The 23,944-nt window shown below is 38.2% G+C and carries 23 protein-coding genes and 1 pseudogene; 7 read left to right on the forward strand and 17 right to left on the reverse strand.

Features of this window, described 5'->3' with window-relative positions; genetic code table 11:
* Positions 1-254 precede the first annotated feature (254 nt).
* The 11 genes and pseudogenes from G6N06_RS09240 to G6N06_RS09290 form a co-directional block, all read right to left on the reverse strand.
* The gene (locus G6N06_RS09240) at positions 255-2,090 is read right to left on the reverse strand and encodes an ABC transporter ATP-binding protein (RefSeq protein ID WP_163516137.1); all 1,836 of its coding nucleotides are present in this window, start codon (positions 2,088-2,090) and stop codon (positions 255-257) included.
* A gap of 117 nt (positions 2,091-2,207) precedes the next feature.
* A complete protein-coding gene (locus G6N06_RS09245; protein ID WP_163516220.1) occupies positions 2,208-2,531 on the reverse strand; it encodes a DUF59 domain-containing protein in 324 nt (107 codons plus the stop codon).
* 211 nt (positions 2,532-2,742) lie between these two features.
* Positions 2,743-3,165, reverse strand: coding sequence for a SufE family protein (locus G6N06_RS09250; protein ID WP_163516139.1), 423 nt, complete (start codon positions 3,163-3,165; stop codon positions 2,743-2,745).
* An 83-nt stretch (positions 3,166-3,248) separates the two neighbouring features.
* A complete protein-coding gene (locus G6N06_RS09255; RefSeq protein WP_163516141.1) occupies positions 3,249-3,899 on the reverse strand; it encodes a DUF4377 domain-containing protein in 651 nt (216 codons plus the stop codon).
* Positions 3,900-3,924: 25 nt separating this feature from the next.
* Complete coding sequence (locus G6N06_RS09260) at positions 3,925-5,139, reverse strand: aminotransferase class V-fold PLP-dependent enzyme (RefSeq protein WP_163516143.1); 1,215 nt, start codon at positions 5,137-5,139, stop codon at positions 3,925-3,927.
* Between the two features lie 195 nt (positions 5,140-5,334).
* Entirely contained in the window at positions 5,335-6,648 is a 1,314-nt protein-coding gene (gene sufD / locus G6N06_RS09265; protein WP_163516145.1) for a Fe-S cluster assembly protein SufD, read from the reverse strand.
* Positions 6,649-6,704: 56 nt separating this feature from the next.
* Positions 6,705-7,094, reverse strand: a pseudogene (locus G6N06_RS09270) (four helix bundle protein).
* A 37-nt stretch (positions 7,095-7,131) separates the two neighbouring features.
* Complete coding sequence (sufC, locus tag G6N06_RS09275; protein WP_163516147.1) at positions 7,132-7,884, reverse strand: Fe-S cluster assembly ATPase SufC; 753 nt, start codon at positions 7,882-7,884, stop codon at positions 7,132-7,134.
* A gap of 66 nt (positions 7,885-7,950) precedes the next feature.
* Entirely contained in the window at positions 7,951-8,349 is a 399-nt protein-coding gene (locus tag G6N06_RS09280; protein WP_163516149.1) for a hypothetical protein, read from the reverse strand.
* A 76-nt stretch (positions 8,350-8,425) separates the two neighbouring features.
* Positions 8,426-9,874, reverse strand: coding sequence for a Fe-S cluster assembly protein SufB (gene sufB / locus G6N06_RS09285; protein ID WP_163516151.1), 1,449 nt, complete (start codon positions 9,872-9,874; stop codon positions 8,426-8,428).
* A gap of 53 nt (positions 9,875-9,927) precedes the next feature.
* Positions 9,928-10,257 (reverse strand): HesB/IscA family protein, encoded by a 330-nt coding sequence (locus G6N06_RS09290; RefSeq protein ID WP_163516153.1) that lies wholly within the window; start codon positions 10,255-10,257, stop codon positions 9,928-9,930.
* 175 nt (positions 10,258-10,432) lie between these two features.
* Between G6N06_RS09290 and thiL the strand changes: the two genes are divergently transcribed.
* Complete coding sequence (gene thiL / locus G6N06_RS09295; protein WP_163516155.1) at positions 10,433-11,482, forward strand: thiamine-phosphate kinase; 1,050 nt, start codon at positions 10,433-10,435, stop codon at positions 11,480-11,482.
* On the opposite strand, the gene G6N06_RS20205 is transcribed toward thiL, so the two are convergent.
* The 4 genes from G6N06_RS20205 to G6N06_RS09300 form a co-directional block, all read right to left on the reverse strand.
* A complete protein-coding gene (locus G6N06_RS20205) occupies positions 11,476-11,694 on the reverse strand; it encodes a DUF1660 family phage protein (protein ID WP_488585437.1) in 219 nt (72 codons plus the stop codon). The genes thiL and G6N06_RS20205 overlap by 7 nt on opposite strands.
* A gap of 357 nt (positions 11,695-12,051) precedes the next feature.
* Positions 12,052-12,285 carry a DUF1660 family phage protein gene (locus G6N06_RS20210; protein ID WP_240338024.1) on the reverse strand — a complete coding sequence of 78 codons (234 nt, stop codon included), beginning with the start codon at positions 12,283-12,285 and terminating at the stop codon, positions 12,052-12,054.
* Between the two features lie 77 nt (positions 12,286-12,362).
* On the reverse strand, positions 12,363-12,626 hold the full coding sequence (locus tag G6N06_RS20215) for a DUF1660 family phage protein (RefSeq protein WP_240338025.1): 264 nt from the start codon (positions 12,624-12,626) through the stop codon (positions 12,363-12,365).
* 61 nt (positions 12,627-12,687) lie between these two features.
* Positions 12,688-13,464, reverse strand: coding sequence for an alpha/beta fold hydrolase (locus G6N06_RS09300; protein ID WP_163516157.1), 777 nt, complete (start codon positions 13,462-13,464; stop codon positions 12,688-12,690).
* Between the two features lie 78 nt (positions 13,465-13,542).
* Here G6N06_RS09300 and brnQ point away from each other — a divergent pair, with 78 nt between their 5' ends.
* Positions 13,543-14,826 (forward strand): branched-chain amino acid transport system II carrier protein, encoded by a 1,284-nt coding sequence (brnQ, locus tag G6N06_RS09305; RefSeq protein WP_163516159.1) that lies wholly within the window; start codon positions 13,543-13,545, stop codon positions 14,824-14,826.
* Here brnQ and G6N06_RS09310 read toward each other — a convergent pair.
* Positions 14,804-15,460 carry a hypothetical protein gene (locus tag G6N06_RS09310; RefSeq protein WP_163516160.1) on the reverse strand — a complete coding sequence of 219 codons (657 nt, stop codon included), beginning with the start codon at positions 15,458-15,460 and terminating at the stop codon, positions 14,804-14,806. The two genes, brnQ and G6N06_RS09310, sit on opposite strands and share 23 nt — an antisense overlap.
* 101 nt (positions 15,461-15,561) lie before the next feature.
* On the opposite strand from G6N06_RS09310, the gene G6N06_RS09315 reads away from it, so the two are divergent.
* Positions 15,562-16,887 (forward strand): aspartate kinase, encoded by a 1,326-nt coding sequence (locus tag G6N06_RS09315; protein WP_163516162.1) that lies wholly within the window; start codon positions 15,562-15,564, stop codon positions 16,885-16,887.
* Between the two features lie 135 nt (positions 16,888-17,022).
* Here the strand turns inward: G6N06_RS09315 and G6N06_RS09320 are convergent, their stop codons facing one another.
* Positions 17,023-18,315 (reverse strand): aminopeptidase P family protein, encoded by a 1,293-nt coding sequence (locus tag G6N06_RS09320; protein WP_163516164.1) that lies wholly within the window; start codon positions 18,313-18,315, stop codon positions 17,023-17,025.
* Positions 18,316-18,589: 274 nt separating this feature from the next.
* Between G6N06_RS09320 and G6N06_RS09325 the strand changes: the two genes are divergently transcribed.
* The 4 genes from G6N06_RS09325 to G6N06_RS09340 all read left to right on the forward strand — a co-directional run bounded on the left by G6N06_RS09325 (position 18,590) and on the right by G6N06_RS09340 (position 23,888).
* Positions 18,590-19,261, forward strand: coding sequence for a succinate dehydrogenase cytochrome b subunit (locus G6N06_RS09325; RefSeq protein WP_163516166.1), 672 nt, complete (start codon positions 18,590-18,592; stop codon positions 19,259-19,261).
* A gap of 13 nt (positions 19,262-19,274) precedes the next feature.
* Positions 19,275-21,272, forward strand: a complete 1,998-nt coding sequence (locus tag G6N06_RS09330; RefSeq protein WP_163516168.1) for a fumarate reductase/succinate dehydrogenase flavoprotein subunit — start codon at positions 19,275-19,277, stop codon at positions 21,270-21,272.
* A gap of 11 nt (positions 21,273-21,283) precedes the next feature.
* Complete coding sequence (locus tag G6N06_RS09335; RefSeq protein WP_163516170.1) at positions 21,284-22,030, forward strand: succinate dehydrogenase/fumarate reductase iron-sulfur subunit; 747 nt, start codon at positions 21,284-21,286, stop codon at positions 22,028-22,030.
* A gap of 88 nt (positions 22,031-22,118) precedes the next feature.
* Complete coding sequence (locus G6N06_RS09340) at positions 22,119-23,888, forward strand: MutS-related protein (RefSeq protein WP_163516172.1); 1,770 nt, start codon at positions 22,119-22,121, stop codon at positions 23,886-23,888.
* The last annotated feature ends 56 nt before the right edge of the window (positions 23,889-23,944 follow it).

Raw genomic sequence — 23,944 nt, forward strand, 5'->3', positions numbered from 1 at the left:
AACCCTATTTTGTCAAGCACGTAGTGCGTAGACAAAATAGATGGTTGAATTAACCCCGCATTCGGGCGGGGTCCCATATTTAACAATATAACGACAATTACTGTTAAACTATTCCTCAAGCACGTAGTGCGTAGACAAAATAGATGGTTGAATTAACCCCGCATTCGGGCGGGGTCCCATATTTAACAATATAACGACAATTACTATTAAACTATTCCTCAAGCACGTAGTGCGTAGAAAATAGACGGTTGAATTTATTGATATCCTTCGGCTTGTAGTTGGAAAAGTTGTGCATAAAGATTGTTGTTTGCCATCAATTCGTCATGGGTTCCCAGCTCCAATACTTTACCTTCTTCCAATACCAAAATCCGATCGGCCTGTCTCACGGTACTGAATCTATGAGAGATGATAATACTCGTTTTCCCTTTAGTCAACGCAATAAATCGCTTGAAAACATCACTTTCTGCCTTCGCGTCCAATGCCGATGTTGGTTCGTCCAAAATCATCACTTCTGCATCTTTCATATACGCACGGGCCAAAGCTACTTTTTGCCATTGGCCACCAGAGAGTTCCTGTCCTTTGTAAAAACGTTTTCCGAGTTGTTGGTCATAGCCCTTCTTAAATTCAGAAATCACTTCGTTGGCCAAGCTTAATTGGGCAGCATTCTCGATTTTTTCTAGATTGTCCAACTCATCAATATCGCCAACGGCAATATTTTCTCTGACCGTAAATTCATAACGGAAAAAATCCTGAAAAATCACACCAAAGAACTTCTGATAGTCGTCTTGTTTAAACCGATTGATGTTGATGCCATCCAACAATATTTCTCCAGATGTGGGTTCATAAAACCGTAACATCAGTTTGGTCAGTGTTGTTTTTCCGGCACCATTTTGACCAACAAAGGCCATCTTCTCTCCGGCGGATATTTTAAAACTCACACCTTTCAGAATTTCAGTTTCGGAATCTGGATAAGAAAAACGCACGTTTCGAAATTCAAACCCTGTTTTAATGGTGTCTGGCAACGTCTGATCCTCTACATGTTTTGGAACGATAGAAAGATCAATAAACTCAAAATAATCCTTCAAATAAAGTGCACTTTCTGTAATCCTCGTGAATTTTGAAAAGAAATCCTGAAGATTCCGAGTCAGCCTATTGAAAGATCCTGACAAAAACGTCAATTCACCAAGAGTAATTACTCCTGAAATCACACGATAAATAATGAATACATAAGCACCATAATAACTCAAGGTACCCAAAACATTGAACACAAACCCTAAAGCCGAACGTTTCATTGCCAGCTTTTTATTCAGTTCGTAATATTCGTCAGAAAGATTTTTAAAGCGACCGACGATAAAATCGGTCAATCCAAAGAGTTTAATCTCCTTTGCAGTAACATTATTTGCACCGATAAATCTCAAGTAATCAAGTTCACGTCTTTCGGCGGTCCAACCTCTTGCTAGTGAATATTGCTGCTGACTGAACCAAATCTCATTAATAAAAGAAGGTATAATACTCAACACCAACATAATAATTAGATAAGGTTCAAAGTAAATCAGACCAGCTACAAGTGTGGTAATTGAAATCAAGCTCTGAACCTCGCCAAGGGCATTGGACAAAAGTCCTACACGTCCTGCAGTTTGTACTCTGGCACGCTCCAATTTATCATAGAATTCGGAATCTTCCAAGAGACTGATATCTATCTGATTGGTTTTTTTAATAATGGATACTGAAGATACAATGGAATAAGCATCTCCCAAAAGTCCATCGGTCAAGGAAATAGCGCGACCCATGAGATCAGAAAGTACTACGAGTCCCAGTTCAATGCCAACATAGGTCCACAGCTGTGTTAGATCTGAGACATCGATTTGCGTTTGTAGAATAATCTCATCAATAATGAGTTTTCCAACCCATAAGATAATCACCGGTAAAACAGCACCAATAAGGCGGCAAAATGCCGATATAAGCAATAGTTTTTTATTGGCTTGCCAGATTTCCTTAAAGAAACGCGGAATAAACACCAAGGCATTAAAAGACTTTCTTAAGCTCGTTTTATTTTTGTCTTTTAATGATTTTAGACTTGGTCGTGCCATTATTTAAAGTGGGATGTAGGATTTAGGTGTTCTGAATATCAATTAAAAATAAGTATACTGACCGAAGACAGAGGACCGATGATGGGTGACTTCTTACTGCTAACTGAATACTGAACACTAAAGCATCCCCAACTCCAATTTAGCTTCTTCACTCATCAAGTCTTGACTCCAAGGTGGATCAAATGTCATTTCTACAATAACCGAGTTTATCTCGTCAATGGATTTTACGCGTTCTTCAACTTCCAAAGGTAAGCTTTCAGCTACCGGACAGTTTGGCGTGGTCAAGGTCATAAGTATCTTGACATCGTAATCTTCATTGACAAAAACATCGTAAATCAATCCCAATTCGTAAATATCGACAGGGATTTCAGGGTCATAAACCGTTTTTATAACGTTCACTATCTTTTCACCTAAGGCGAATGTATCTATTTTTTCACTCATCATTTAAAAGTTTAGAAGTTCAGAAGTTTAAGAGTGTAGGTTTATTTCAGAAATAAATATCTAAACTATTAAACTCATAAACATAATTCAACTGTACTGTGTTTGTATAAAATCTATTTTCCAATCAGAAAGTATTCAAGCTTTATCGTGCAATAACAATCTGTTTTGAAATAACAATTCAAAGATTCCTGCCTACGCAGGAATTCAGGAATTAGTTTAACTGTGTTTGGTATGCAATGGCATACATCTTCAATTGTTTGATCATACTCACCAATCCGTTGGCTCGTGTTGGAGACAAATGCTCCTTAAGGCCTATCTCATCGATAAAATCAGTATCAGCATCAATAATATCTTGCGGATTTTGGTTTGAGAACACACGAATCAAAATCGCTATAATGCCTTTTGTGATTATGGCGTCACTATCCGCAGTAAATACCACTTTGTCGCCATCCATTTCAGCATGTACCCAAACCCTACTTTGGCAGCCTTTAATAATGTTTTCTTGAGTTTTATATTGCTCGTCAATCAATGGTAAGGTCTTGCCCAAATCGATCATATATTGATAGCGTTCCTCCCAATTTTCAAACATTGAAAACTCATCAATGAGGTCTTCTTGTATTGCTTTTATTGTCATTCTAAAATTTTATACAAAGTTACAATTTATCTCTTCAAAACAAGCAATTTAACCATGGATATCAAGTCGTTGAATCCTACAGGCTATTCTGATTTCAAATAATTGCACTCTATTAGCAGTTCTTTATTAGCGTCCAATAGCTGAAGTTTATCGTTCTTCAAACTGTACGATGTGATACTTGCCAAGGCATCAAGAAACGCAGTTTCCACATCAATGTCCTTACACATCATTTCAGTTGAAGACAGTTCAGATATATCAACCTTATTATTGGTCACTTTAATTTTTGCAGAAAACCGATTGCAGCTTGTATTGCCGTTGATTTCATTTTGTGACAGGTCTATTTTAATAAACGGATTTCTACCAAAACTGTCCCTATCCTTTACCCGGGTTACCAGCCACGATCCTTGATCCAAATTTAAAGGTGCTTTTGATTTTTCTAAAACTTCAATCAATCTATATTTTAATGAGGAACCGCCTGCTGGCGGGTTCTCTATCTCTGAAACCGAAACTTTTAATCTATAGTAGAAGCCTTCAACATAGTCAAAGCCTTCAATGTTACTATAAAAATAAGTCCAATTGGTTTCGCCTTCCTCCTTAATTTGCAAGCATTTTTGAGGCGAGATGCCAGTGCAATCAGCTTTGGTACTTGCTATTAAAATTACTTTATCGGTGTTTGTTGAACAGGAAAAAAATAAAAGTACCATTGACATAATGGCTAAAAACTTTGAACTCATATAATCAATTTTTGAAACCTGAAGCTTAGGATAGCATCATTTTAGCCTTTTTAACGCCTTCAACCAGAGTGTCTATTTCATTCTTGGTGTTGTAAAATGCAAAAGAAGCTCTTATGGTTCCCGGAATTTTAAAATAATCCATGATCGGTTGTGCACAATGATGACCAGTACGGACCGCTATACCCATTTTATCAAGTAAGGTACCAACATCATATGGATGGATGTCTTTCAGATTAAAGGAAATTACTGAGGTTTTATTTTTTGAGGTGCCGTAAATTTTCAAGCCTTCTATTTCTAATAGTCGTTTTGTGGCATAGTCCAAAAGTTCATGCTCATAAGTTTCAATATTCTTAAAACCAATCTGATTCATATAGTCAATAGCCGCTCCAAAAGCAATACCTCCACAAATATTTGGGGTGCCTGCCTCAAATTTATGGGGCAAGTCGGCATAAGTAGTTTTTTCAAAGGTCACCTCAGCAATCATTTCACCTCCACCTTGATATGGTGGTAATTTATTGAGCCACTCTTCCTTTCCGTACAGCATACCAACGCCGGTTGGACCACACATTTTATGGGCAGAAGCGACATAAAAATCAACATCCAAAGCTTGGACATCTGCTTTTAAGTGAGGACACGCTTGTGCGCCATCAATCAAAACGGCAGCGCCAACAGCGTGGGCTTTCTGGACAATGCTTTCGATAGGATTAATCGTTCCCAATGCATTGGAAATATGATTGACAAATACGAGTTTGGTTTTTTCTGAAAGTAGTTCGTCGTAGGCCGATATTATCAATTCGCCTTCATCATTCATAGGAATGACTTTAAGGATAGCACCAGTACGCTCACATAACATTTGCCACGGAACAATATTGCTATGGTGCTCTAAAGCTGACACAATTACTTCATCGCCTTTTTTTAGAAGTGCTGTGAAGCCACTTGCCACCAAATTGATGCCATGTGTTGTGCCAGCAGTCATGATGATCTCGTGCGATGCTTTTGCGTTAAAGTGCTTTTGAATCTTTAATCGTGCTTCTTCATATTTATCGGTTGCTTCCTGACTCAAGCTATGAACGCCCCTATGGATATTGGCATTGTAGTTTGAATAGTAATCTACAATGGCGTCAATAACCTGCTGCGGTGTTTGTGAAGTAGCAGCGTTGTCAAAATATACCAATGGTTTCCCATTGACTTGTCTTTGAAGTATTGGAAAATCTTTTCTTATGTCTTCGACTGGAAACATGCTCTAATTTTTGAAATTTGGAATCGTTGAATGGAACGTTGATTTGTCCGTCCGTTCAGGCGGGTGATGCTGATTGTTTATGATAACGCCGATTTAAATTTGATAGAAACAGAATGAACTATCGAAAATAATAATCAACGGAAAACTGCCATATCTACATCACCCACCCCGCCGGTAGGTGGGTCCGCATTCTAACTACAGATCGAATCCAATATTAACCCCTAATTTCTTAGCGATAATATTAGTAATACGTTGTTTAATCTCTGGGATTTTAACCGAACTCAATACGTTATTGCTAAAGGCATACATCAATAAAGCCTTAGCCTCTTTTTCTGGAATACCTCTTGAGCGCATGTAAAACATAGCACTTTCGTCCAATTGTCCAATGGTACACCCATGTGAACATTTGACATCGTCAGCAAAAATTTCCAATTGCGGTTTGGTGTTGATACTTGCCTTATCACCAATTAGAATATTGTTGTTGGCCTGAAAGGCATTGGTTTTTTGAGCTTCTCTGTTAACCAATACTTTTCCGTTGAAAACACCAGTAGCATGGTCATCAAAAATACCTTTGTAATCTTGATGGCTTTCGCAATTTGGTTCAATATGATGTACTAAAGTATTATGATCCACATGTTGTCTGTTGCCAATAATGGTCGCACCTTTTAAAGTAGAGTCGATCCGCTCTCCGTTTTGATAAAAATTGAGATTGTTTCGCGTCAATTTGCCACCAAAAGAGAAAGTGTGAACGGTTGCGCAACTTTCTTGCTTTTGGTTGATGAATGTACTATCGATCAACGAGGCATTTTCGTTATCATTTTGGATTTTATAATAATCCACAATCGCACGTTTGTCTGCAAAAATTTCAGTAACCGAATTGGTCAACACAGGGTTTTCGGTCAAACTTTGATGGCGCTCAACAATCTGGACATGTGAGTTTTCGTCCACAACAATCAAATTCCTGGGCTGTAGCATCAATGCTGCTTCATTGCCCGTTGAGAAATGAATTATTTGAATTGGTTTTGCCACCGATTTGTTCTTAGGAATATGAATGTAAGCTCCTTCTTGAGAAAATGCGGTATTCAATGAGGTTAGACCATCTTTTGCCGCTACCTTATTAAAATAATTTTCAATAATAGGCCTGTATTTTGGCTTTGACAATGCGGATGACATCAAGCAGATATCAACCCCGTCGTGTGTTGTTTCTGAAAGATGAGATGAATATTTCCCATCGATAAAGACAATTTTATAGGTGTCAATATCGTGAATGAAATATTTCTTAATATCGTTGTAATCGATATGGCTCTCACTTTTGGGAAACACACTATAATCGTGCTTTAAAATACTATTTAAGGAGGTGTATTTCCAGGCTTCGTCTCTTCTTGACGGAAAGCCTTTTGTTTCAAATTCTTTGATGGCCTCACTTCGCACATCATGAACTGGCGAATCAATATCCACCAAGTTTTCAAATGCCATAAAGGAGGCTATGAGTTTTTCTTTTAGTTCCATTCTGTAAGTTTCAAGTTTCTTTTGTTTCTTGTTTCAAGTTGATTACGCATCTGTAATCATTTGAATTTGTTCCCTTTGAAATCTTGTTTGTTTAAATATATTATGAAATTGGCTATTCGTTTACTTAATTGTTCGTATGCATCCACCAATTTCTCTAACTTCTCTATTTCTATATATCCATAATCAAAAACTCTATATAATTGAGATCTTGATTCTCCTGCTGATCCTTTAGCGACAGATAAAAATTGTCTGAATTCAATATTCCCGTCGCGCTCAAATCCCTCAGCAATATTGTCCATTACTGAACCTGAAGATCCTTTGATTTGATCCCTCAGTCTAAAATCATTCTTTAGTTCAGATTTTAAAGCGATTTCTTTTATCTCGTTTGAAAGTCTTCGAGCTTCCTACCATATTTCTAAATCTTCAAATTTCTTAATGGTTGCCATAACTTGAAACCTTAAACAAGAAACCCTTCAAACCAAACTACGCGTTCACTTCTTCCCTAATCCAATCGTAGCCTTTCTCTTCAAGCTCTAGAGCCAATTCTTTCCCACCAGATTTAACAATGCGTCCTTCAAACATGACGTGAACAAAATCGGGGATAATATAATCCAACAAACGCTGGTAGTGGGTAATGATAATGACCGCATTATCTTTACTTTTAATTTTGTTAACTCCACTGGCCACAATTCGAAGAGCATCAATATCCAAACCTGAATCAGTTTCATCAAGAATAGCAAGCTTTGGCTCCAACATGGCTAATTGAAAGATCTCATTCCGTTTCTTTTCACCTCCAGAAAACCCTTCGTTTAAGGATCGGGATAAAAACTTTCGGTCAATTTCCAGCATTTCTGATTTCTCACGGATCATTTTTAACATCTCATTAGCCGGCATGTCTCCAAGCTTTCTTGCTTTACGAGTTTCATTGATGGCCGTTTTCATGAAGTTGGTTACAGAAACTCCGGGTATTTCAGTGGGATACTGAAAGGATAGGAAAACACCTTTGTGGGCACGTTCTTCGGGTGCCAGTTCGTTGATGCTTTCGTCTTCAAACAAGATGTCTCCTTGAGTGACTTCATAGTCTTCCTTGCCGGCAATAACAGATGCCAAAGTACTTTTACCAGAACCATTTGGTCCCATAATGGCATGTACTTCACCAGCATTTATCTCTAAATTGATGCCTTTTAAAATGGCTTTATCTTCAACACTTGCGTGTAAATCAATAATTTTTAACATACGGTTTTACTTAAATTTAACGTACAGATTCCAATAGTTGTCTGTCAGAATCTGATTTTTATACTTCTATTCTTGTGATCTTAATTTTATAATGTCACTGTTTTCTTGATCTACCTTGGAAACAGTTATAATATCAATAATTTCTATCCTGTTTTCCCAACCTTCTTCATGTTCTGGCTTTTTGGTCACTTTCACCTTTAATGTTACTTTAACCTCATCAGTTGGCTGGTCTTTTAAAATCTCGGCCCTCTTGATCAACTCTTGAGCCTTTTGGTCCTCGACAACGCCAAACAGCTCGCTTTTGGTTTGGAAAACAGCTACGTCGGCAAAATAAATAAAATTTCCTGTAAGCTCCTTCACATCAAGCTGATCTTGATTCTCATTTACGACATTGGGAGATTTTGAATCGTTTTTACAGCCGACAAATGCCAATAATATAAATACAAGAAAGATTGTTCTTTTCATAAATCGTTGTCTGAGATAGAAAACTAAATCTGTATCAACCCACATGGTTTCTAAAGCCTTGCAGGTTGATCATTCACTAACCAACTGAACCTTCCAAACTTATTTCCAGTAATTTTTGTGCCTCTATAGCAAATTCCATTGGCAATTTATTCAATACCTCTTTGCTGAAACCATTTACAATAAGCGCAATGGCTTTTTCAGTATCAATACCACGCTGGTTACAGTAGAAAATCTGGTCTTCACCAATTTTACTCGTTGTGGCTTCGTGTTCTATTATTGCCGATTTGTTTTTTACTTCAATATACGGGAAGGTATGTGCTCCACAATCGTTACCCATCAGCAAACTATCACACTCCGAAAAATTACGGGCATTTTCTGCTCTAGGTCCTATCTGGACCAAGCCTCTATATGAGTTTTGTGATCTTCCCGCCGATATACCCTTTGAAATAATGGTCGATCTGGTGTTTTTACCCAAATGGATCATTTTTGTTCCTGTATCAGCTTGTTGGTGGTTATTGGTCACTGCAATAGAGTAAAACTCACCTACTGAGTTATCACCTTTTAGAATACAGCTTGGGTATTTCCAAGTCACCGCTGATCCTGTCTCTACTTGCGTCCAAGAGATCTTGGCATTCTTCTCACAAATCCCTCTTTTGGTTACAAAGTTGAAAACCCCTCCTTTGCCTTCTGCGTTTCCAGGATACCAGTTCTGAACCGTTGAGTATTTTATTTCTGCACCATCCATTGCAATTAACTCCACTACCGCGGCGTGCATTTGGTTTTCATCACGGCTTGGAGCCGTACATCCTTCCAAATAACTTACGTAACTATCTTCATCTGCAATGAGAAGCGTTCTTTCAAACTGTCCAGTTCCTCCTTGATTGATTCGGAAATAAGTGGACAATTCCATTGGGCAGCGAACGCCTTTTGGAATATAGCAGAAGCTACCGTCACTAAAGACTGCCGAATTTAAGGCTGCGTAAAAGTTGTCCGTTTGAGGTACAACCGTTCCTATATATTTTCTGACCAATTCAGGATGTTTTTGAATGGCCTCACTGATGGAGCAAAAAATAATTCCTTTCTCATCCAGTGATTTCTTAAAGGTTGTAGCCACCGAAACGGAGTCAATTACAACATCCATGGCAACACCAGCCAACATTTTCTGCTCGTCCATAGAAATTCCCAATTTCTCGAAAGTTTCCAATAATTGCGGATCCACCTCATCCAAACTATCATATTTAGGCTTAGTATTTGGTGCCGAATAATAGGAAATAGCCTGAAAATCAGGTTTTTCGTAGGTAACATTGGCCCATTCAGGCTCAATCATCTTTTCCCAAGCTCGGAATGCTTGCAAACGCCACTCGGTCATCCATTCCGGCTCTTCCTTTTTCAAAGAAATTGCGCGAACAACATCTTCATTTAAACCAGGCTCAAACGTATCGGACTCAATATCAGTGAAAAATCCATACTGGTATTCCTTGGTTTTTAGCTCTTCTCTTAAATCGTCTTCTGTGTATTTCGTCATTGTCTTTTACATTATTTGTTAAAATCCTTCCCTTTGGGAAAGTTGGGATGGGATTATAGGGAAAACGATTCCCCACATCCGCATGTGCGATTTGCATTGGGATTATTAAACACAAATCCTGCACCATTTAAACCACCTGAATACTCAAGGGTTGTACCAATGAGGTATAAAAAGCTCTTTTTATCAATAACAATTTTGACACCATTATCCTCAAAGACCTTGTCCTCATCTCTTTGTGATTTATCAAATTTCAAATCATACGATAAACCCGAACAACCACCACTTTTCACACCAACGCGTATAAAGTCGGTTGCACAGTCAAAGCCATCTTCACTCATGAGCTCGATGACCTTTTTTTTAGCTGTTTCAGATACTTTTATCATTTGTTATTAAGATTATTTCTAAATAGTGGACAAATATACAATATAACTAGGGCATTTCCATGGATCTTTTCAATATATTCCCAAATAGTACTATTAGTTTTTTAGATAGCAGTTGGTGTAGAATAATTCCCAAAAATGATTGGCGTTTTGTAAGCTATATCCCTAAATTTGTATCATGATAGAAGATAAAAACCCATCCCGTACCCCCATAAGTGAATTAGGTGAATTTGGCCTGATTGACCATTTGACCAAAAATTTTAAAGCGACCCAGAAATCCACAATCAAAAGTATTGGTGATGATGCCGCCGTTTTAGACTTTAAATCGAAACAGGTTGTGATCACAACAGATATTTTGGTGGAACACGTGCATTTCGATTTGAGTTACATGCCCTTAAAACATTTGGGCTACAAGGCGATGATCGCCAATCTATCAGATGTATATGCCATGAATGCGAGCGCAACTCAGGTCACGATTGCCATTGCAATTTCCAATCGATTTCCTTTGGAGGCATTGGAAGAGCTCTATGCTGGCATTGAAACCGCTTCAAAAATATATGGCGTTGATGTGGTTGGTGGTGATACGACCTCCTCTACCACAGGATTGATCATCTCCATAACTGCAGTTGGAGAGGTCAACAAAAATGATGTTGTGTATAGAAGTGGTGCAAAACCGAACGATTTGTTGGTGGTTACTGGCGATCTCGGTGCTGCGTATATGGGACTTCAGATTTTGGAACGTGAAAAAGAAGTGTTTAAGGTCAACCCAAACAACCAACCCGACTTAGAGCCCTATACCTACATTGTAGAACGTCAATTGAAACCAGAAGCACGGAAGGATATTATCAAACTTTTAAGGGATTTAAAAGTAAAACCCACTTCAATGATTGATATTAGTGATGGTTTATCTTCAGAAATCATTCATTTATGCAAGCAAAGCAATGTGGGCGCAGTATTGTACGAAAACAAGATTCCGTTAGATCCACAAGTCATTTCCACCTGTGAGGAATTTAATATTGACAGTACAACAATTGCCTTAAATGGTGGAGAGGATTATGAATTGTTGATGACCATTGCCCAAGAGGATTTTCCAAAAATCAAAGGGAATCCAAATTTAACGGTAATTGGCTATATGACTGAAAAAGAACAGGGTATGCATTTGATAACACGTGGAGATGCACTTATTCCCTTAATTGCCAAAGGTTGGAACGCATTAAAAGATCAATAAACTTTTTGTTTTATTTTTCGTCTTTTATTATACAACTTTTTTAATTCCTTATTGATCTCTCGTCTCCTATCAGTCAAAGGAATAAGATTTCCGGTATCACTTGTGGTCGCTTGCAAGCCACAACGCATGCACTGATACTCCTTGACAAATTTGGTGATTTCGTTTTTTATAATAAAATCGTGACTAAATAATCTACAATATAAATGTTTCAAAACTCAAGATTTAGGACTACTTCATATAGTAATTAAAACGAATTACAATTGAGAAAATTATGTGTTAAGGTTTTAATAAAAGTTCTCGAGAAAAGTTCAATAAATAGCTACTCAGAAAAACGTTCCCTTCCGACCAAATTTTCATTGCGCAATGTCTACCGAAAAAATCCCTATTATAAATTGGAGAAAGATGAGATGGCTTCAACCATCACATAAAATTCATTTTTTTTCGGCCTCTGTACTGACAAATCCCTGATATCTGGGTACTAAAAAACATCACAAAGACGTCGTAATTAGTATTTTAAACGTCTTTGTGAAGTATAGGTGTATTTTGAGATTTATTAACTAGACAATAAATCAGTGCTCAAATACGAGCAATCCTTCCATTCTCCTAGATTTTCTTCTTTTATGGATACGTTCAAGAACTGAATTGATTTCCCTGAACTTTGGAGTCAACGGTGTCAATTCTCCGTTGCTATTAGTGGTCATTTCTAAATGGCAATGTGTGCATTTATACTCATTGACATGAAAAGTGATTTTTTTGGATACAACATAGTTGTGTCCAAAAATAGAACAGTAAACAGTTTTCAATTGGCTATTAGTTTTAAATATTATTTTAGAGGATATCTAAATATATAAAAACCAAAACAATAAGCCAGTCTTCAATTCTAATATATCGATGAACTGAGCGCTTTTTCCTGTGAACGGAGCGTTCTGCGCATGTACATCTCTTCCAATATAGAATTGATTTCTTTAAACTTAGGTGTTAACTCCGTTAAATCACCATTACTGTTAGTAGTCAACTGCTTTTTGCAGCACTTGCAGGTATATTCTTTGACGTGCGAAGTGACCTTTTTTGAAACCACATAATTGTGACCAAAAAGGCTGCAATAAAGCTTCATTGGGGCTGGGGCATTACTGGTTTTTTTCATGGTTGTCTTAGTTAGAGATGCCTAACTTAAAAAAATAAAATTAAATTGACGTCAAAACACCTCAATTTTCGATAAAACGCTTTATAAAGTAAGTAAATTCGCATTTATTTTCAATATGTGACATATGCCCACCTCTAAATTCCACAATATCAAGCTCTAATTCAGCCAATTGTAATTTTAAGTCATCGAATTCCAAAACAGGGTCTTTCTGTCCTAAAATAATCATTTTATGAGCTTCCATTGCTTTAAGCACTTGACTTCTGTCCTTTCTAATTTTCATACCTTCCAAAGCAGCAACAATCCCTTGTACCGGCATATCCATGGCTTCCAATCTTATATATTCAATTTCTTCGACAAATTGCTCTCTATTGTCAGGGCTGAACAAATTGGATATGGACATCCTTATAAAATTCTTGGAATTCTGTTTGACCACTTTAATTGCCCGATCTCTATTCATTTGCCGATCAAGACTATCAGGAAAAGGAGTGGAATTCATCAAACAAAGACCATAAACCCTCTCAGGATACAATTCAGCAAGTGCCAAGGACACATATCCACCCATAGAATGACCTATAAAAAATGAATTTTTGATCTTCAAATGATCTAAAACAGACACGACGGCATCTGCCATCATTTCCATAGTATGGAGATAGCCCAAACAGCCCGTTTTTCCATGACCCAGTAAATCTATGGTAATAATCCTATGGCTATTTTTTATTTCGGCAACCAAATCCTGCCACATGGATGAATTCTCCAAAAATCCATGAAGCAAAACCACAGCTTTTCCCCGCCCTACATCGGTATAAAAGATTGGGCTATTTTTGTATTCTAAAATCATATTTAAACTATATTCGGCAAATATATAAAGAGTTTGACCCGCGAGGCAAAAGCTTATAGACATTATATTAATTATAGGATGAATAAAATCAAGGACATACTTATTACCGGCTTCGCTTTGTTTTCGATGTTTTTTGGGGCTGGAAATTTAATATTACCGCCATTTTTAGGATTCAATGCTGGACCTGATTGGTTTTTGGTGACCGTCGGTTTTGTGATTACTGCGGTGGTTATTCCGATATTAGGCATTATCGCACATGCCAAATTACAGGGTACGATGTACGATTTTGGAAAAAAAGTATCTCACCTTTTTAGTATTGTCTTTTGCATACTAGTCTATGCCATCTGCATTATATTACCCGCACCACGAACGGCTTCAGTAACCCACGAAATGGCCATTGCACCATTTTTTGAAAGCAGCAGTCTGCTCACCAGCAGCATCTACTTCATCTTAGTGTTTATTTTTGTGATGAATCGGTCCAAAGTTTTAGACCTCTTGGGCAAGTATCTTACTCCCATAATTATTGCGATATTGTTAGCTATTATAGGTATCGCCATGTTTTCACCATCAGAAACTATACAGGCTTCACAATTTAAAGCACCTTTGGTTGATGGACTTTTGGAAGGCTATCAGACCTTTGATGCCCTCGCAGCCATGGTGGTAGGTGCCGTGTTAATCATCTCCATCAATTTAAATAGCTCGCAATCCTTTATAGAAAAAAGACAGCTTATTTTTAAAGCTGGCTTGGTAGCTGGATTTGGTTTGTTCATTATTTATACTGGGCTTATTTTGAGTGGATCATTGCACAATTCAGAATTTCCTATAAATATCACGAGACCGGAATTACTGTTAGGACTGGGCAACAAAACTCTGGGAGGCGCAGGTGCAAGCCTGTTGAGCGTTTTAATTGCTTTGGCGTGTTTTACAACCGCTGTGGGCATTATTACTGGTACTGCCGATTATTTTAAAGGCTTATTTCGCAACTCTAAAAATGCTTACACGTTAACCGCTATTATAGGAAGTTTATTAGGAATAGTTATGGGTCAATTTGACGTTGGATTCATCATAGACATCGCCATTCCTGCTCTTATGTTCATCTATCCAATAACCATTATTCTAATTTTACTGAATACACTCCCAGATAAATGGGCGTCATCATTAGTGTTTAGAGGCGTCGTCATTATAGCATTTATATTTAGTATTCCAGATTTTTTGAAAATCTTGATGCCTTCGGACACCTTGAACGCTGTGATTGACTTTGTTCCATTGGGCCATTTCAATTTAGGCTGGTTATTACCTTCCCTTTTTATGTTCGTCATCTTGAATGTATTGGAACGGGTTACTCCTTCAAACGCTTCATGACCGAAAACGCCTTGTCCACCACTTCATCTTCCACCAGGATGGTAAATTCATTGGTCGTAGAAACGACTTCATAGAGTGCAATCCCTTCCCAAGCCAATCGCTTAAAAATCTGATAATAAAGACCTGTGACTTTCGAATTATCAGAAGGTAAGCTGATAGTGATGGCAGATAATTCCGCTCTTTCCCCAAGCAAAATCTCATCCTGAAAATGCTTTAGAATATTGTGTTTTTGCGAGGTTGAGATAATGATATTGCTCTCATAAACCCCTCGTGTAAATGCGTAAAACACATTAGAATAATTATCCATTTGCTCCAGAATTTTGGAGTGGCTATAGCTCAAGGTTTTTGAATTTTGAAAGGTGAAATCTGTTAAATTGGATCTCACTGTAATATCACCCAGATTTTGGATAACCCGCTTAAGTTTAAGGGAATTTCCAAAATCCATTGGTGATTGGTATCTCCGCAGCGCCATCATGACGGCACCGGATTTCACAGGTTTTTTTAACATCTCGCTGATGGGAATAACCAATTCCTCTGCCAAAGCAGAATAGTTGATGATGCCCCTTGACAATGCTTCTTCTAAAAAAGGTTGAGCAATTAGAATCTCATTGACACAAGCAGTAATCGTTCGCATTTGTTAACTATTTAACAATTTGTGTAAAATTAGTCAAATTTTTTAATTTTCATTGTGGAAACAGAGGTTAGGCCTATTTTCGTGCGATAAAATTTAAAATTATGCTTGTATTAAAATTTGGAGGTACATCAGTCGGGTCTATAGAGAATATGACCAATGTCAAAAACATTATTAATGATGGTCAACGTAAAGTCGTGGTATTATCTGCTATGTCAGGTACCACCAATTCGCTGGTCACAATTTCAGAATGTATAAAATATAAGGAAATAGAAAATGCTTTAGAATTGATTTCCGATCTTCATAAAACTTATATACAAACGGTGAATCAATTAATTCATCAACCTAATCTAAGAGAGGAAGCACACCTATATGTCAGTTCTATCTTCAACATGCTTAACGCTACGGTCAACGTCAATTATTCGACCGTTCTATCTAATAAAATTGTGGCCCAGGGAGAACTGTTGTCTACATTTATATTCAGTCGGTTTTTACTGCAAGAGGGCCTCAACGCTCAGTTATTACCAGCCTTGGATTTTATGCGGATTGACAAGTTCAGTGAGCCCGATAGCTTCTATATACGTCAAAACTTCAATCGCATCATTAATGAACTTCCTGAAGCCGACATTTATATTACCCAAGGGTTCATCTGTTTGGACGCTGAGGGACAGATTGCCAACTTACAACGTGGTGGCAGCGATTACACCGCAACCATTATTGGCGCCGCTTTAAACGCTAAAGAAGTTCAAATCTGGACGGATATTGATGGTTTCCACAATAATGATCCACGTTTTGTCCCAGAAACCCATGCCATATCCAACCTGTCATTCGATGAAGCCGCCGAACTGGCGTATTTTGGAGCGAAAATCTTACATCCACAAACTGTAACACCGGTAAGGGACTTAGACATTCCGGTCCGTTTAAAAGACACCAATTCGCCCACTGCACATGGCACATTAATCACTAATGACATCCATGGCGAAGGCATCAAAGCTATTGCAGCAAAAGATGGCATTACCGCCATCAAGATTAAATCGGCCCGTATGCTATTGGCACACGGATTCTTAAAAAAGGTATTTGAAATTTTTGAGAAATACGAAACATCCATTGACATGATTACAACTTCAGAGATCGCCATTTCACTTACTATTGATGACACTAAAAATCTGTCTGAAATTGTGAACGAATTGGAAAAATTCTCAAGAGTTGAAATAGATAGCTACCGGACTATTGTTTGCCTTGTTGGAAACCATATTGTTTACCATCCTGATACACCAAAATTGTTCCAGATTCTACAGGATGTCAATGTGAGAATGATTTCCTATGGCGGCAGCAGCAATAATATTTCTTTATTGATCAATACCAGCGACAAACTGGAGACTTTGAGAAAACTTAATAGATATGTGTTTGATTTGGTGCCGGCTTATTAAAAAATCTGATTGGTGTTTACCATATACTTTTGCGTGGAAACCAATCAGAGTGGTATTATGGTAGAGGCTCTTTGCAAAAAGTAGAGGCTCTTTGCAAAGAGCCTCTACTATATTTTTAATCGATGAAATTTATTTTTAGGAATTCATGATATCTTCAATTTCCTCCACTTCAATAGGGATACTGCCCATCAGATTAAATGGCTCGCCTTTCTTTTGGATCACCAAATCATCTTCCAGTCGAATGCCAAAGCCTTCTTCTGGAATATAAATTCCGGGTTCTACGGTAAACACCATATTGGCTTGCATTGGTTCGGTTAAAATCCCGTAATCGTGTGTATCCAAACCGATATTATGACTGGTGCCGTGCATAAAGTATTTCTTGTAGGCTGGCCAATCTTTGTCTTCATTCTTAACATCGGCCTTGTCCAATAATTTTAAACCCAACAATTCCGAAGTCATTATTTTACCAACTTCTACGTGATAGTCTGCCCAAATCGTTCCAGGAACCAACATTTTTTGAGCTTCTTTTTTCACACGGTTGACCGCATTATATACCTCTTTTTGACGTTTTGAGAATTTCCCGGACACTGGAATGGTTCGCGTCATATCACTTGCATAATTGGCATACTCTGCACCAACATCCAATAAAATCAAATCGCCGGCTTTACATTGCTGATTGTTGACCACATAATGAAGCACATTAGCATTATTCCCGGCAGCAATAATCGGGGTGTAGGCAAATCCTTTGGAGCGGTTGCGTAAAAACTCATGCATCAATTCCGCTTCAATCTCATATTCCCAAACCCCTGGTTTCACAAAACCCAAAAGTCTTCTAAAGCCTTTTTCAGTGATATCACAGGCCTTTTGCATCAAATCCAATTCAATGGGATCCTTTACAGACCGTAAGCGTTGTAAAATAGGATTGCTTTTGGCTACAGAATGTGCTGGGTATTTTTCTTTTAACCATTTCGTATAACGGTCTTCACGGGTTTCCGTTTCTACACTCGCACGATAATGTTCATTGGTATTAATGTAAACGGTATCACATTGCGACATCAATTCAAACATAATCTTCTCCATGTCCTGCAACCAATAAACGGTTCTGACCCCTGAAGTTTCGAAGGCCGCTTTCTTGGTCAACCTCTCACCTTCCCAAACGGCAATATGATCGTTGGTTTCTTTCAAGAATAAAATTTCACGGTGCTTTTCTTTCGGACAATCAGGAAAAAGCACAAGAATGCTTTCTTCTTGATCCACACCACTTAAATAAAAAATGTCCCGATGTTGCTGAAATGGCATGGTGCTATCGGCACTTATAGGATAAATATCATTGGAATTAAAAACCGCCAAACTGCTCGGCTTCATCTGAGCCATAAAGTTTTTCCGATTTTTTATAAAAAGTTTGGAATCTATTCTGTCGTATTTCATGGGATAATCGTTTTTTCAAAATTACAGATTTGACCGTTGTTAAAAAAATCTGACCTCCTTTTATGAAACTTTTAACCCCATATTTTGAAGGTATTTTGAAGATGTTTACTTTTAGATCAACAAACTAAATGGATTCAAGGCTTCGGTTCATTTTCAAAACAAATGGATTCCTTTCTTTAATTAAACTCATTCCAAATAAGTATAATTAAATCTATTTCTTGTCATTCAATCGTTTGAAACGTATCTTTGTATCACATTAAACTAACTACAAAATATGGGCGGAATTTTTAATTCTTCAGTTGGAAGAAAGTTTGCCATGGCGCTTTCGGCATTCTTCCTCATGATCTTCTTAGTACAGCATTTTGCAATCAACCTTCTTTCTGTGTTCAGTGCCGACACGTTTAACGAGGCCTCTCATTTTATGGGCACCTTTTGGGTTGTGCAATATATTTTTCAACCCATTTTGATTTTTGGGGTGATTTTTCACTTTGTGATGGGCATGGTGCTGGAAATAAGAAATAAAAATGCAAGAAGCATTGGGTATGTCAAGTATAACGGCAATGCCAATTCTACTTGGATGAGCAGAAACATGATCTACACCGGTGCGGTCATTTTACTTTTTCTAGGACTTCATTTTTATGATTTTTGGTTGCCAGAAATCAACACTAAGTTTATTCAAGGCGATATGTCTGGAACTCTCGCAAGTGGCGAGTATCGTTATTATGAGGAGTTACAGCATAAATTTGTAGACGTTTGGCGCGTGGCCTTGTATTGTCTTTCATTCGTGTTTTTATCATTGCACTTGTTGCACGGGTTCAGCTCTGCATTTCAGTCGGTGGGAGCCAACAATAAATACACAAAAGGTTTAAGAGGATTTGGCAAGGCTTATGCCATAGTCATCCCTTTAGGATTTATCTTTATTGCTCTCTATCATCACTTCAACTAAAAAAACATCTAATATGGCTTTAGATTCTAAAATACCAAAAGGTCCTCTTGCTGATAAGTGGACCAATTATAAAAACAACATTAACCTTGTCAACCCAGCTAACAAACGTAACATTGATGTGATTGTTGTTGGTACTGGATTGGCCGGTGGGTCTGCAGCGGCAACCTTGGCCGAACTTGGTTATAACGTAAAAGCATTTTGTTTTCAGGATTCGCCACGTCGTGCGCACTCTATTGCAGCTCAAGGAGGAATCAATGCCGCTAAAAACTATCAAGGTGATGGTGACTCCACCTACAGATTATTTTACGATACTGTAAAAGGTGGCGATTACCGTTCTCGAGAAGCCAACGTCTATCGATTGGCAGAAGTATCGGCAAATATCATTGACCAATGTGTAGCCCAAGGAGTTCCTTTTGCACGTGAATACGGCGGCTATTTAGACAACCGTTCTTTTGGAGGGGTATTGGTGTCACGTACATTCTACGCTGCTGGACAAACAGGTCAGCAACTGTTATTGGGTGCTTACTCGGCCATGAACCGCCAAATAGGCCGTGGAAAAATCACCATGTACAACCGTCATGAAATGTTAGACGTAGTTGTGGTTGGCGGAAAAGCGCGAGGCATTATTGCAAGAAACTTAGTTACAGGAGAAGTGGAGCGTCACTCCGCTCACGCTGTTGTTTTGGGTACCGGAGGCTATGGAAACGTATTCTTCTTATCCACCAACGCCATGGGAAGTAACGTGACTGCTGCCTGGAAAGCCCATAAACGCGGTGCTTTCTTTGCAAATCCGTGTTATACACAAATTCACCCAACTTGTATACCTGTTTCTGGCGAGCATCAATCCAAATTGACCTTGATGTCTGAATCACTTCGTAATGACGGACGTATTTGGGTACCAAAAAACATGGATGATGTGTTGGCCATTAGAGAAGGCAAATTAAAACCTACAGATATACCAGCAGAAAACAGAGATTACTACTTAGAGCGTCGTTATCCAGCTTTTGGAAACTTGGTACCTCGTGATGTGGCCTCACGTGCAGCAAAAGAACGCTGTGATGCTGGTTATGGCGTCAATAGAACCGGTGAAGCCGTATTTTTGGACTTCGCTTCTGCTATTGAGCGTTACGGAAAAGAACGTGCCCACATTAGAGGCTTTGATGAAAACGATCCCAAAATAGTCAAAAAATTTGGTCAAGAAGTCATCAAAGAAAAATATGGTAACCTCTTCCAGATGTACGAAAAAATTGTAGATCAAAATCCGTACGAAACTCCAATGATGATTTACCCTGCGGTGCATTATACCATGGGTGGCCTTTGGGTAGACTACAACTTGATGACCACTGTGCCAGGATTATATTGCATTGGTGAAGCCAATTTCTCTGATCACGGTGCAAACCGTCTTGGAGCGTCGGCGTTGATGCAAGGTTTGGCGGATGGTTATTTTGTACTGCCTTATACCATTGGCGATTATCTATCACAAGACATTAGAACTGGCAAAATTCCGACCGATACGCCAGAATTTGATGAAGCAGAAAAGAACGTGAAAGATAGCTTGGAGCACCTAATCAATAATAACGGAGCACATTCCGTAGATCATTTCCATAAAAAACTTGGAAAAATTATGTGGAACAAGTGTGGTATGGCTAGAAATGCACAAGGTTTAAAAGAAGCAATTGTTGAAATTGCAGCGCTACGTGAAGAATTTTGGAAAGATGTAAGAGTCCCAGGAGTCCTAAACGAATATAATGAAGAATTGGCCAAAGCCATGCGAGTTGCTGACTATTTAGAGTTAGGTGAGCTATTTGCCAAAGATGCTTTAGAGAGAGAGGAATCTGCCGGAGGACATTTCAGGGAAGAATTCCAAACCGAAGAAGGAGAGGCCTTAAGACGCCCAGAATTCCAATATGTCGCGGCATGGGAATATAAAGGAACACCCAAAGATGCAGTATTGCATAAAGAGGAATTGGAGTTCGAGAATATTGAAGTGAAAGAAAGAAGTTATAAATAAGAAGGAACGTTATGAAATTAACTTTAAAAATATGGCGTCAAAAAAACGCCGATACAAAAGGAAAAATGGTCGATTACCCAATCGATGGAATTGATGGCGATATGTCATTCCTTGAAATGTTGGACATTTTAAACGAAGACTTAATCAATAAAGGTGAAGAGCCTGTAGCCTTTGATCACGATTGTCGTGAAGGCATTTGCGGCATGTGTTCACTGCATATTAATGGCGAACCACATGGACCTGATAAAGGAATTACAACCTGTCAATTGCATATGCGTATGTTCAAAGACGGCGATACCATCTTTATAGAGCCATTCAGAGCCAATGCATTTCCTGTAATTAAGGATTTGGTGGTTGATAGAAGTTCATTTGACCGAATCCAACACGCAGGTGGATTTATATCGGTAAACACTTCCGGAAACACCATTGATGCCAATGCCATTCCAATCAACAAACACGATGCTGACGAAGCCTTCGAAGCGGCAACCTGTATTGGCTGTGGTGCTTGTGTGGCGAGTTGTAAAAACTCTTCGGCCATGTTGTTCGTTGCTGCAAAAGTGTCTCAATTTGCACTATTGCCCCAAGGGAAGGTGGAAGCTACAGAACGTGTTCTTAACATGGTAAAACAGATGGATGAAGAAGGTTTTGGCAACTGTACCAATACCGGAGCCTGTGAAGTGGAATGTCCTAAAGGAATTTCACTTGAATATATTGCACGTATGAACCGTGAATATTTGGCTGCGAGCTTAAAAGGATAAAGTCTTCCAATAGCGTAGGCAGGAATAACTCTAAAAATCCCAATTTAAAATTGGGATTTTTTGTTTCTTTGAATCTCAATTTTCAATCATGCACAACCCAAATTTATATTATAAAGAGCATTCTAAATTTTATCAATCAGAAGCAGATGCGCTCTATAAAAAAATGACGCTATACAGTATTTTGCGTATCTCCATTTTTTTGGCAACCATAACCGGAATTTACTTTACGTTTTCCAATTGGCAAATTGCGGTAGCTATCGCTGTAATAGGTATTCTTATTTTTATCGTTTTGCTCTCAAAATATACTGATATTAAAGCCCAAAGGCAGTTAAAATTAGCCTTGAGCGCAATTAATAAGACAGAGCTTGAGATCGGTTCCGGTAAATTTCATGACCGAAATCAAGGTTTGGAATTCCAGGATCCATTACATTTCTACAGTTTGGACATTGATTTATTTGGTCGAGGTTCCTTCTTTCAATTCCTCAACCGAACAGTCATCAATGAGGGTACACAACAACTTTCTGAAGCTCTTAAAGCAAATCATATACAAGATATTGAAACACGGCAAGATGCTATTAAAGAATTGGCATCAAAGACAGAATGGCGCCAACTCTATTCCGCTACTGCAAGTTTGATAGAGGTAGAAACCTCTGCCAAAACAATCATCCAATGGCTAAAAAATCACAAACCGTTTTTACCAAAAGCGATAAAATGGGTACCATATGCCTTTTTGGGAGGGACCATCACCATGTTCACCTTATTCTTTTTAGACATCCTCAGTATCGGTTTTTTGGGCTATTGGCTACTTTTAGGTTTGGGCATTACAGGTATATATGTAAAGAAAATCAACGAATTGTCCGTCCATACAGAGAAAGTTAAAGAAACTTTCAAACAATACACTTTACTATTGAAACAAATAGAAAATGAGGCTTTTACTTCCGAATTATTATCCGACAAGCAAAAATACATTCAATCCGAATCCGAAAAAGCATCGGTAATTTTCACAAAGTTGTCCAATGCCTTAGATGCCTTGGATAATCGGAACAATTTTATTTCTGCTATTTTTGGGAATGGGTACTTTCTGACCGATTTAAAAAACAGTTATAAAGTGGAGCGCTGGCTTGCTTCTTACAAAGACAAAGTAGAAGATTGGTTTGAGGTAGTCTCGTTTTTTGATGCCTATAATAGTTTGGGAAATTACGCTTTCAACCATCCTCAATATGTATTCCCGACAATTACGACATCAGAACATGTGATCAAAGCAACCCAATTAGGTCATCCCTTACTAAAGCCGGAGAAGCGTGTTGATAATGATTTAACTATTGACAACGAACAATTTTTTATTGTTACAGGCGCAAATATGGCCGGAAAGAGTACGTTCTTAAGAACGGTGTCCCTCCATATTGTCATGGCCAATGTTGGCCTGCCCGTTTGTGCTGGCTCAAGCAAATACAGCCCTGTTAAATTGATTACAAGCATGCGTACGAGTGATTCCCTAACGGATGACAGCTCCTATTTCTTTTCCGAATTGACACGCTTAAAATTCATTGTGGACGCCATTCAAAAAGAACCCTATTTTATCATCCTGGACGAAATTCTAAAAGGCACGAACAGCACCGACAAAGCCATAGGCTCCCGGAAATTCGTTGAAAAATTAGTCGCCTCAAAGGCTACCGGCATCATTGCTACCCATGATCTGAGTTTATGTGAAATTGAAAATGAACTCGAAGAAGTAAAAAACTACTATTTTGATGCAGAGATCATCAATGACGACCTCTATTTTGATTACACCTTCAAAACCGGAGTTTGCAAAAACATGAACGCCAGTTTCTTATTGAAGAAGATGGAAATTATATAGTAAGGAAGTCTCACAGATTTTTAAATTCTTTGAAACCTCTATAAATTAAAAAACCC

It is taken from the genome of Gelidibacter japonicus (genome assembly GCF_010725055.1).
Lineage (GTDB): Bacteria > Bacteroidota > Bacteroidia > Flavobacteriales > Flavobacteriaceae > Gelidibacter > Gelidibacter japonicus.

Excerpts from the sequence above, each read along its gene's own strand:
- G6N06_RS09280 (WP_163516149.1), bottom strand. The coding sequence starts at position 8,349 with ATGAAAAGAACAATCTTTCTTGTATTTATATTATTGGCATTTGTCGGC.
- sufD (WP_163516145.1), bottom strand. The coding sequence starts at position 6,648 with ATGGAACTAAAAGAAAAACTCATAGCCTCCTTTATGGCATTTGAAAAC.
- G6N06_RS09245 (WP_163516220.1), bottom strand. The coding sequence starts at position 2,531 with ATGAGTGAAAAAATAGATACATTCGCCTTAGGTGAAAAGATAGTGAAC.
- G6N06_RS09330 (WP_163516168.1), top strand. The coding sequence starts at position 19,275 with ATGGCTTTAGATTCTAAAATACCAAAAGGTCCTCTTGCTGATAAGTGG.
- G6N06_RS09335 (WP_163516170.1), top strand. The coding sequence starts at position 21,284 with ATGAAATTAACTTTAAAAATATGGCGTCAAAAAAACGCCGATACAAAA.
- G6N06_RS09290 (WP_163516153.1), bottom strand. The coding sequence starts at position 10,257 with ATGATAAAAGTATCTGAAACAGCTAAAAAAAAGGTCATCGAGCTCATG.
- sufC (WP_163516147.1), bottom strand. The coding sequence starts at position 7,884 with ATGTTAAAAATTATTGATTTACACGCAAGTGTTGAAGATAAAGCCATT.
- G6N06_RS09300 (WP_163516157.1), bottom strand. The coding sequence starts at position 13,464 with ATGATTTTAGAATACAAAAATAGCCCAATCTTTTATACCGATGTAGGG.
- sufB (WP_163516151.1), bottom strand. The coding sequence starts at position 9,874 with ATGACGAAATACACAGAAGACGATTTAAGAGAAGAGCTAAAAACCAAG.
- G6N06_RS09255 (WP_163516141.1), bottom strand. The coding sequence starts at position 3,899 with ATGAGTTCAAAGTTTTTAGCCATTATGTCAATGGTACTTTTATTTTTT.
- brnQ (WP_163516159.1), top strand. The coding sequence starts at position 13,543 with ATGAATAAAATCAAGGACATACTTATTACCGGCTTCGCTTTGTTTTCG.
- G6N06_RS09340 (WP_163516172.1), top strand. The coding sequence starts at position 22,119 with ATGCACAACCCAAATTTATATTATAAAGAGCATTCTAAATTTTATCAA.
- G6N06_RS09250 (WP_163516139.1), bottom strand. The coding sequence starts at position 3,165 with ATGACAATAAAAGCAATACAAGAAGACCTCATTGATGAGTTTTCAATG.
- G6N06_RS09315 (WP_163516162.1), top strand. The coding sequence starts at position 15,562 with ATGCTTGTATTAAAATTTGGAGGTACATCAGTCGGGTCTATAGAGAAT.
- G6N06_RS09240 (WP_163516137.1), bottom strand. The coding sequence starts at position 2,090 with ATGGCACGACCAAGTCTAAAATCATTAAAAGACAAAAATAAAACGAGC.
- thiL (WP_163516155.1), top strand. The coding sequence starts at position 10,433 with ATGATAGAAGATAAAAACCCATCCCGTACCCCCATAAGTGAATTAGGT.
- G6N06_RS09325 (WP_163516166.1), top strand. The coding sequence starts at position 18,590 with ATGGGCGGAATTTTTAATTCTTCAGTTGGAAGAAAGTTTGCCATGGCG.
- G6N06_RS09320 (WP_163516164.1), bottom strand. The coding sequence starts at position 18,315 with ATGAAATACGACAGAATAGATTCCAAACTTTTTATAAAAAATCGGAAA.
- G6N06_RS20215 (WP_240338025.1), bottom strand. The coding sequence starts at position 12,626 with ATGAAAAAAACCAGTAATGCCCCAGCCCCAATGAAGCTTTATTGCAGC.
- G6N06_RS09310 (WP_163516160.1), bottom strand. The coding sequence starts at position 15,460 with ATGCGAACGATTACTGCTTGTGTCAATGAGATTCTAATTGCTCAACCT.
- G6N06_RS09260 (WP_163516143.1), bottom strand. The coding sequence starts at position 5,139 with ATGTTTCCAGTCGAAGACATAAGAAAAGATTTTCCAATACTTCAAAGA.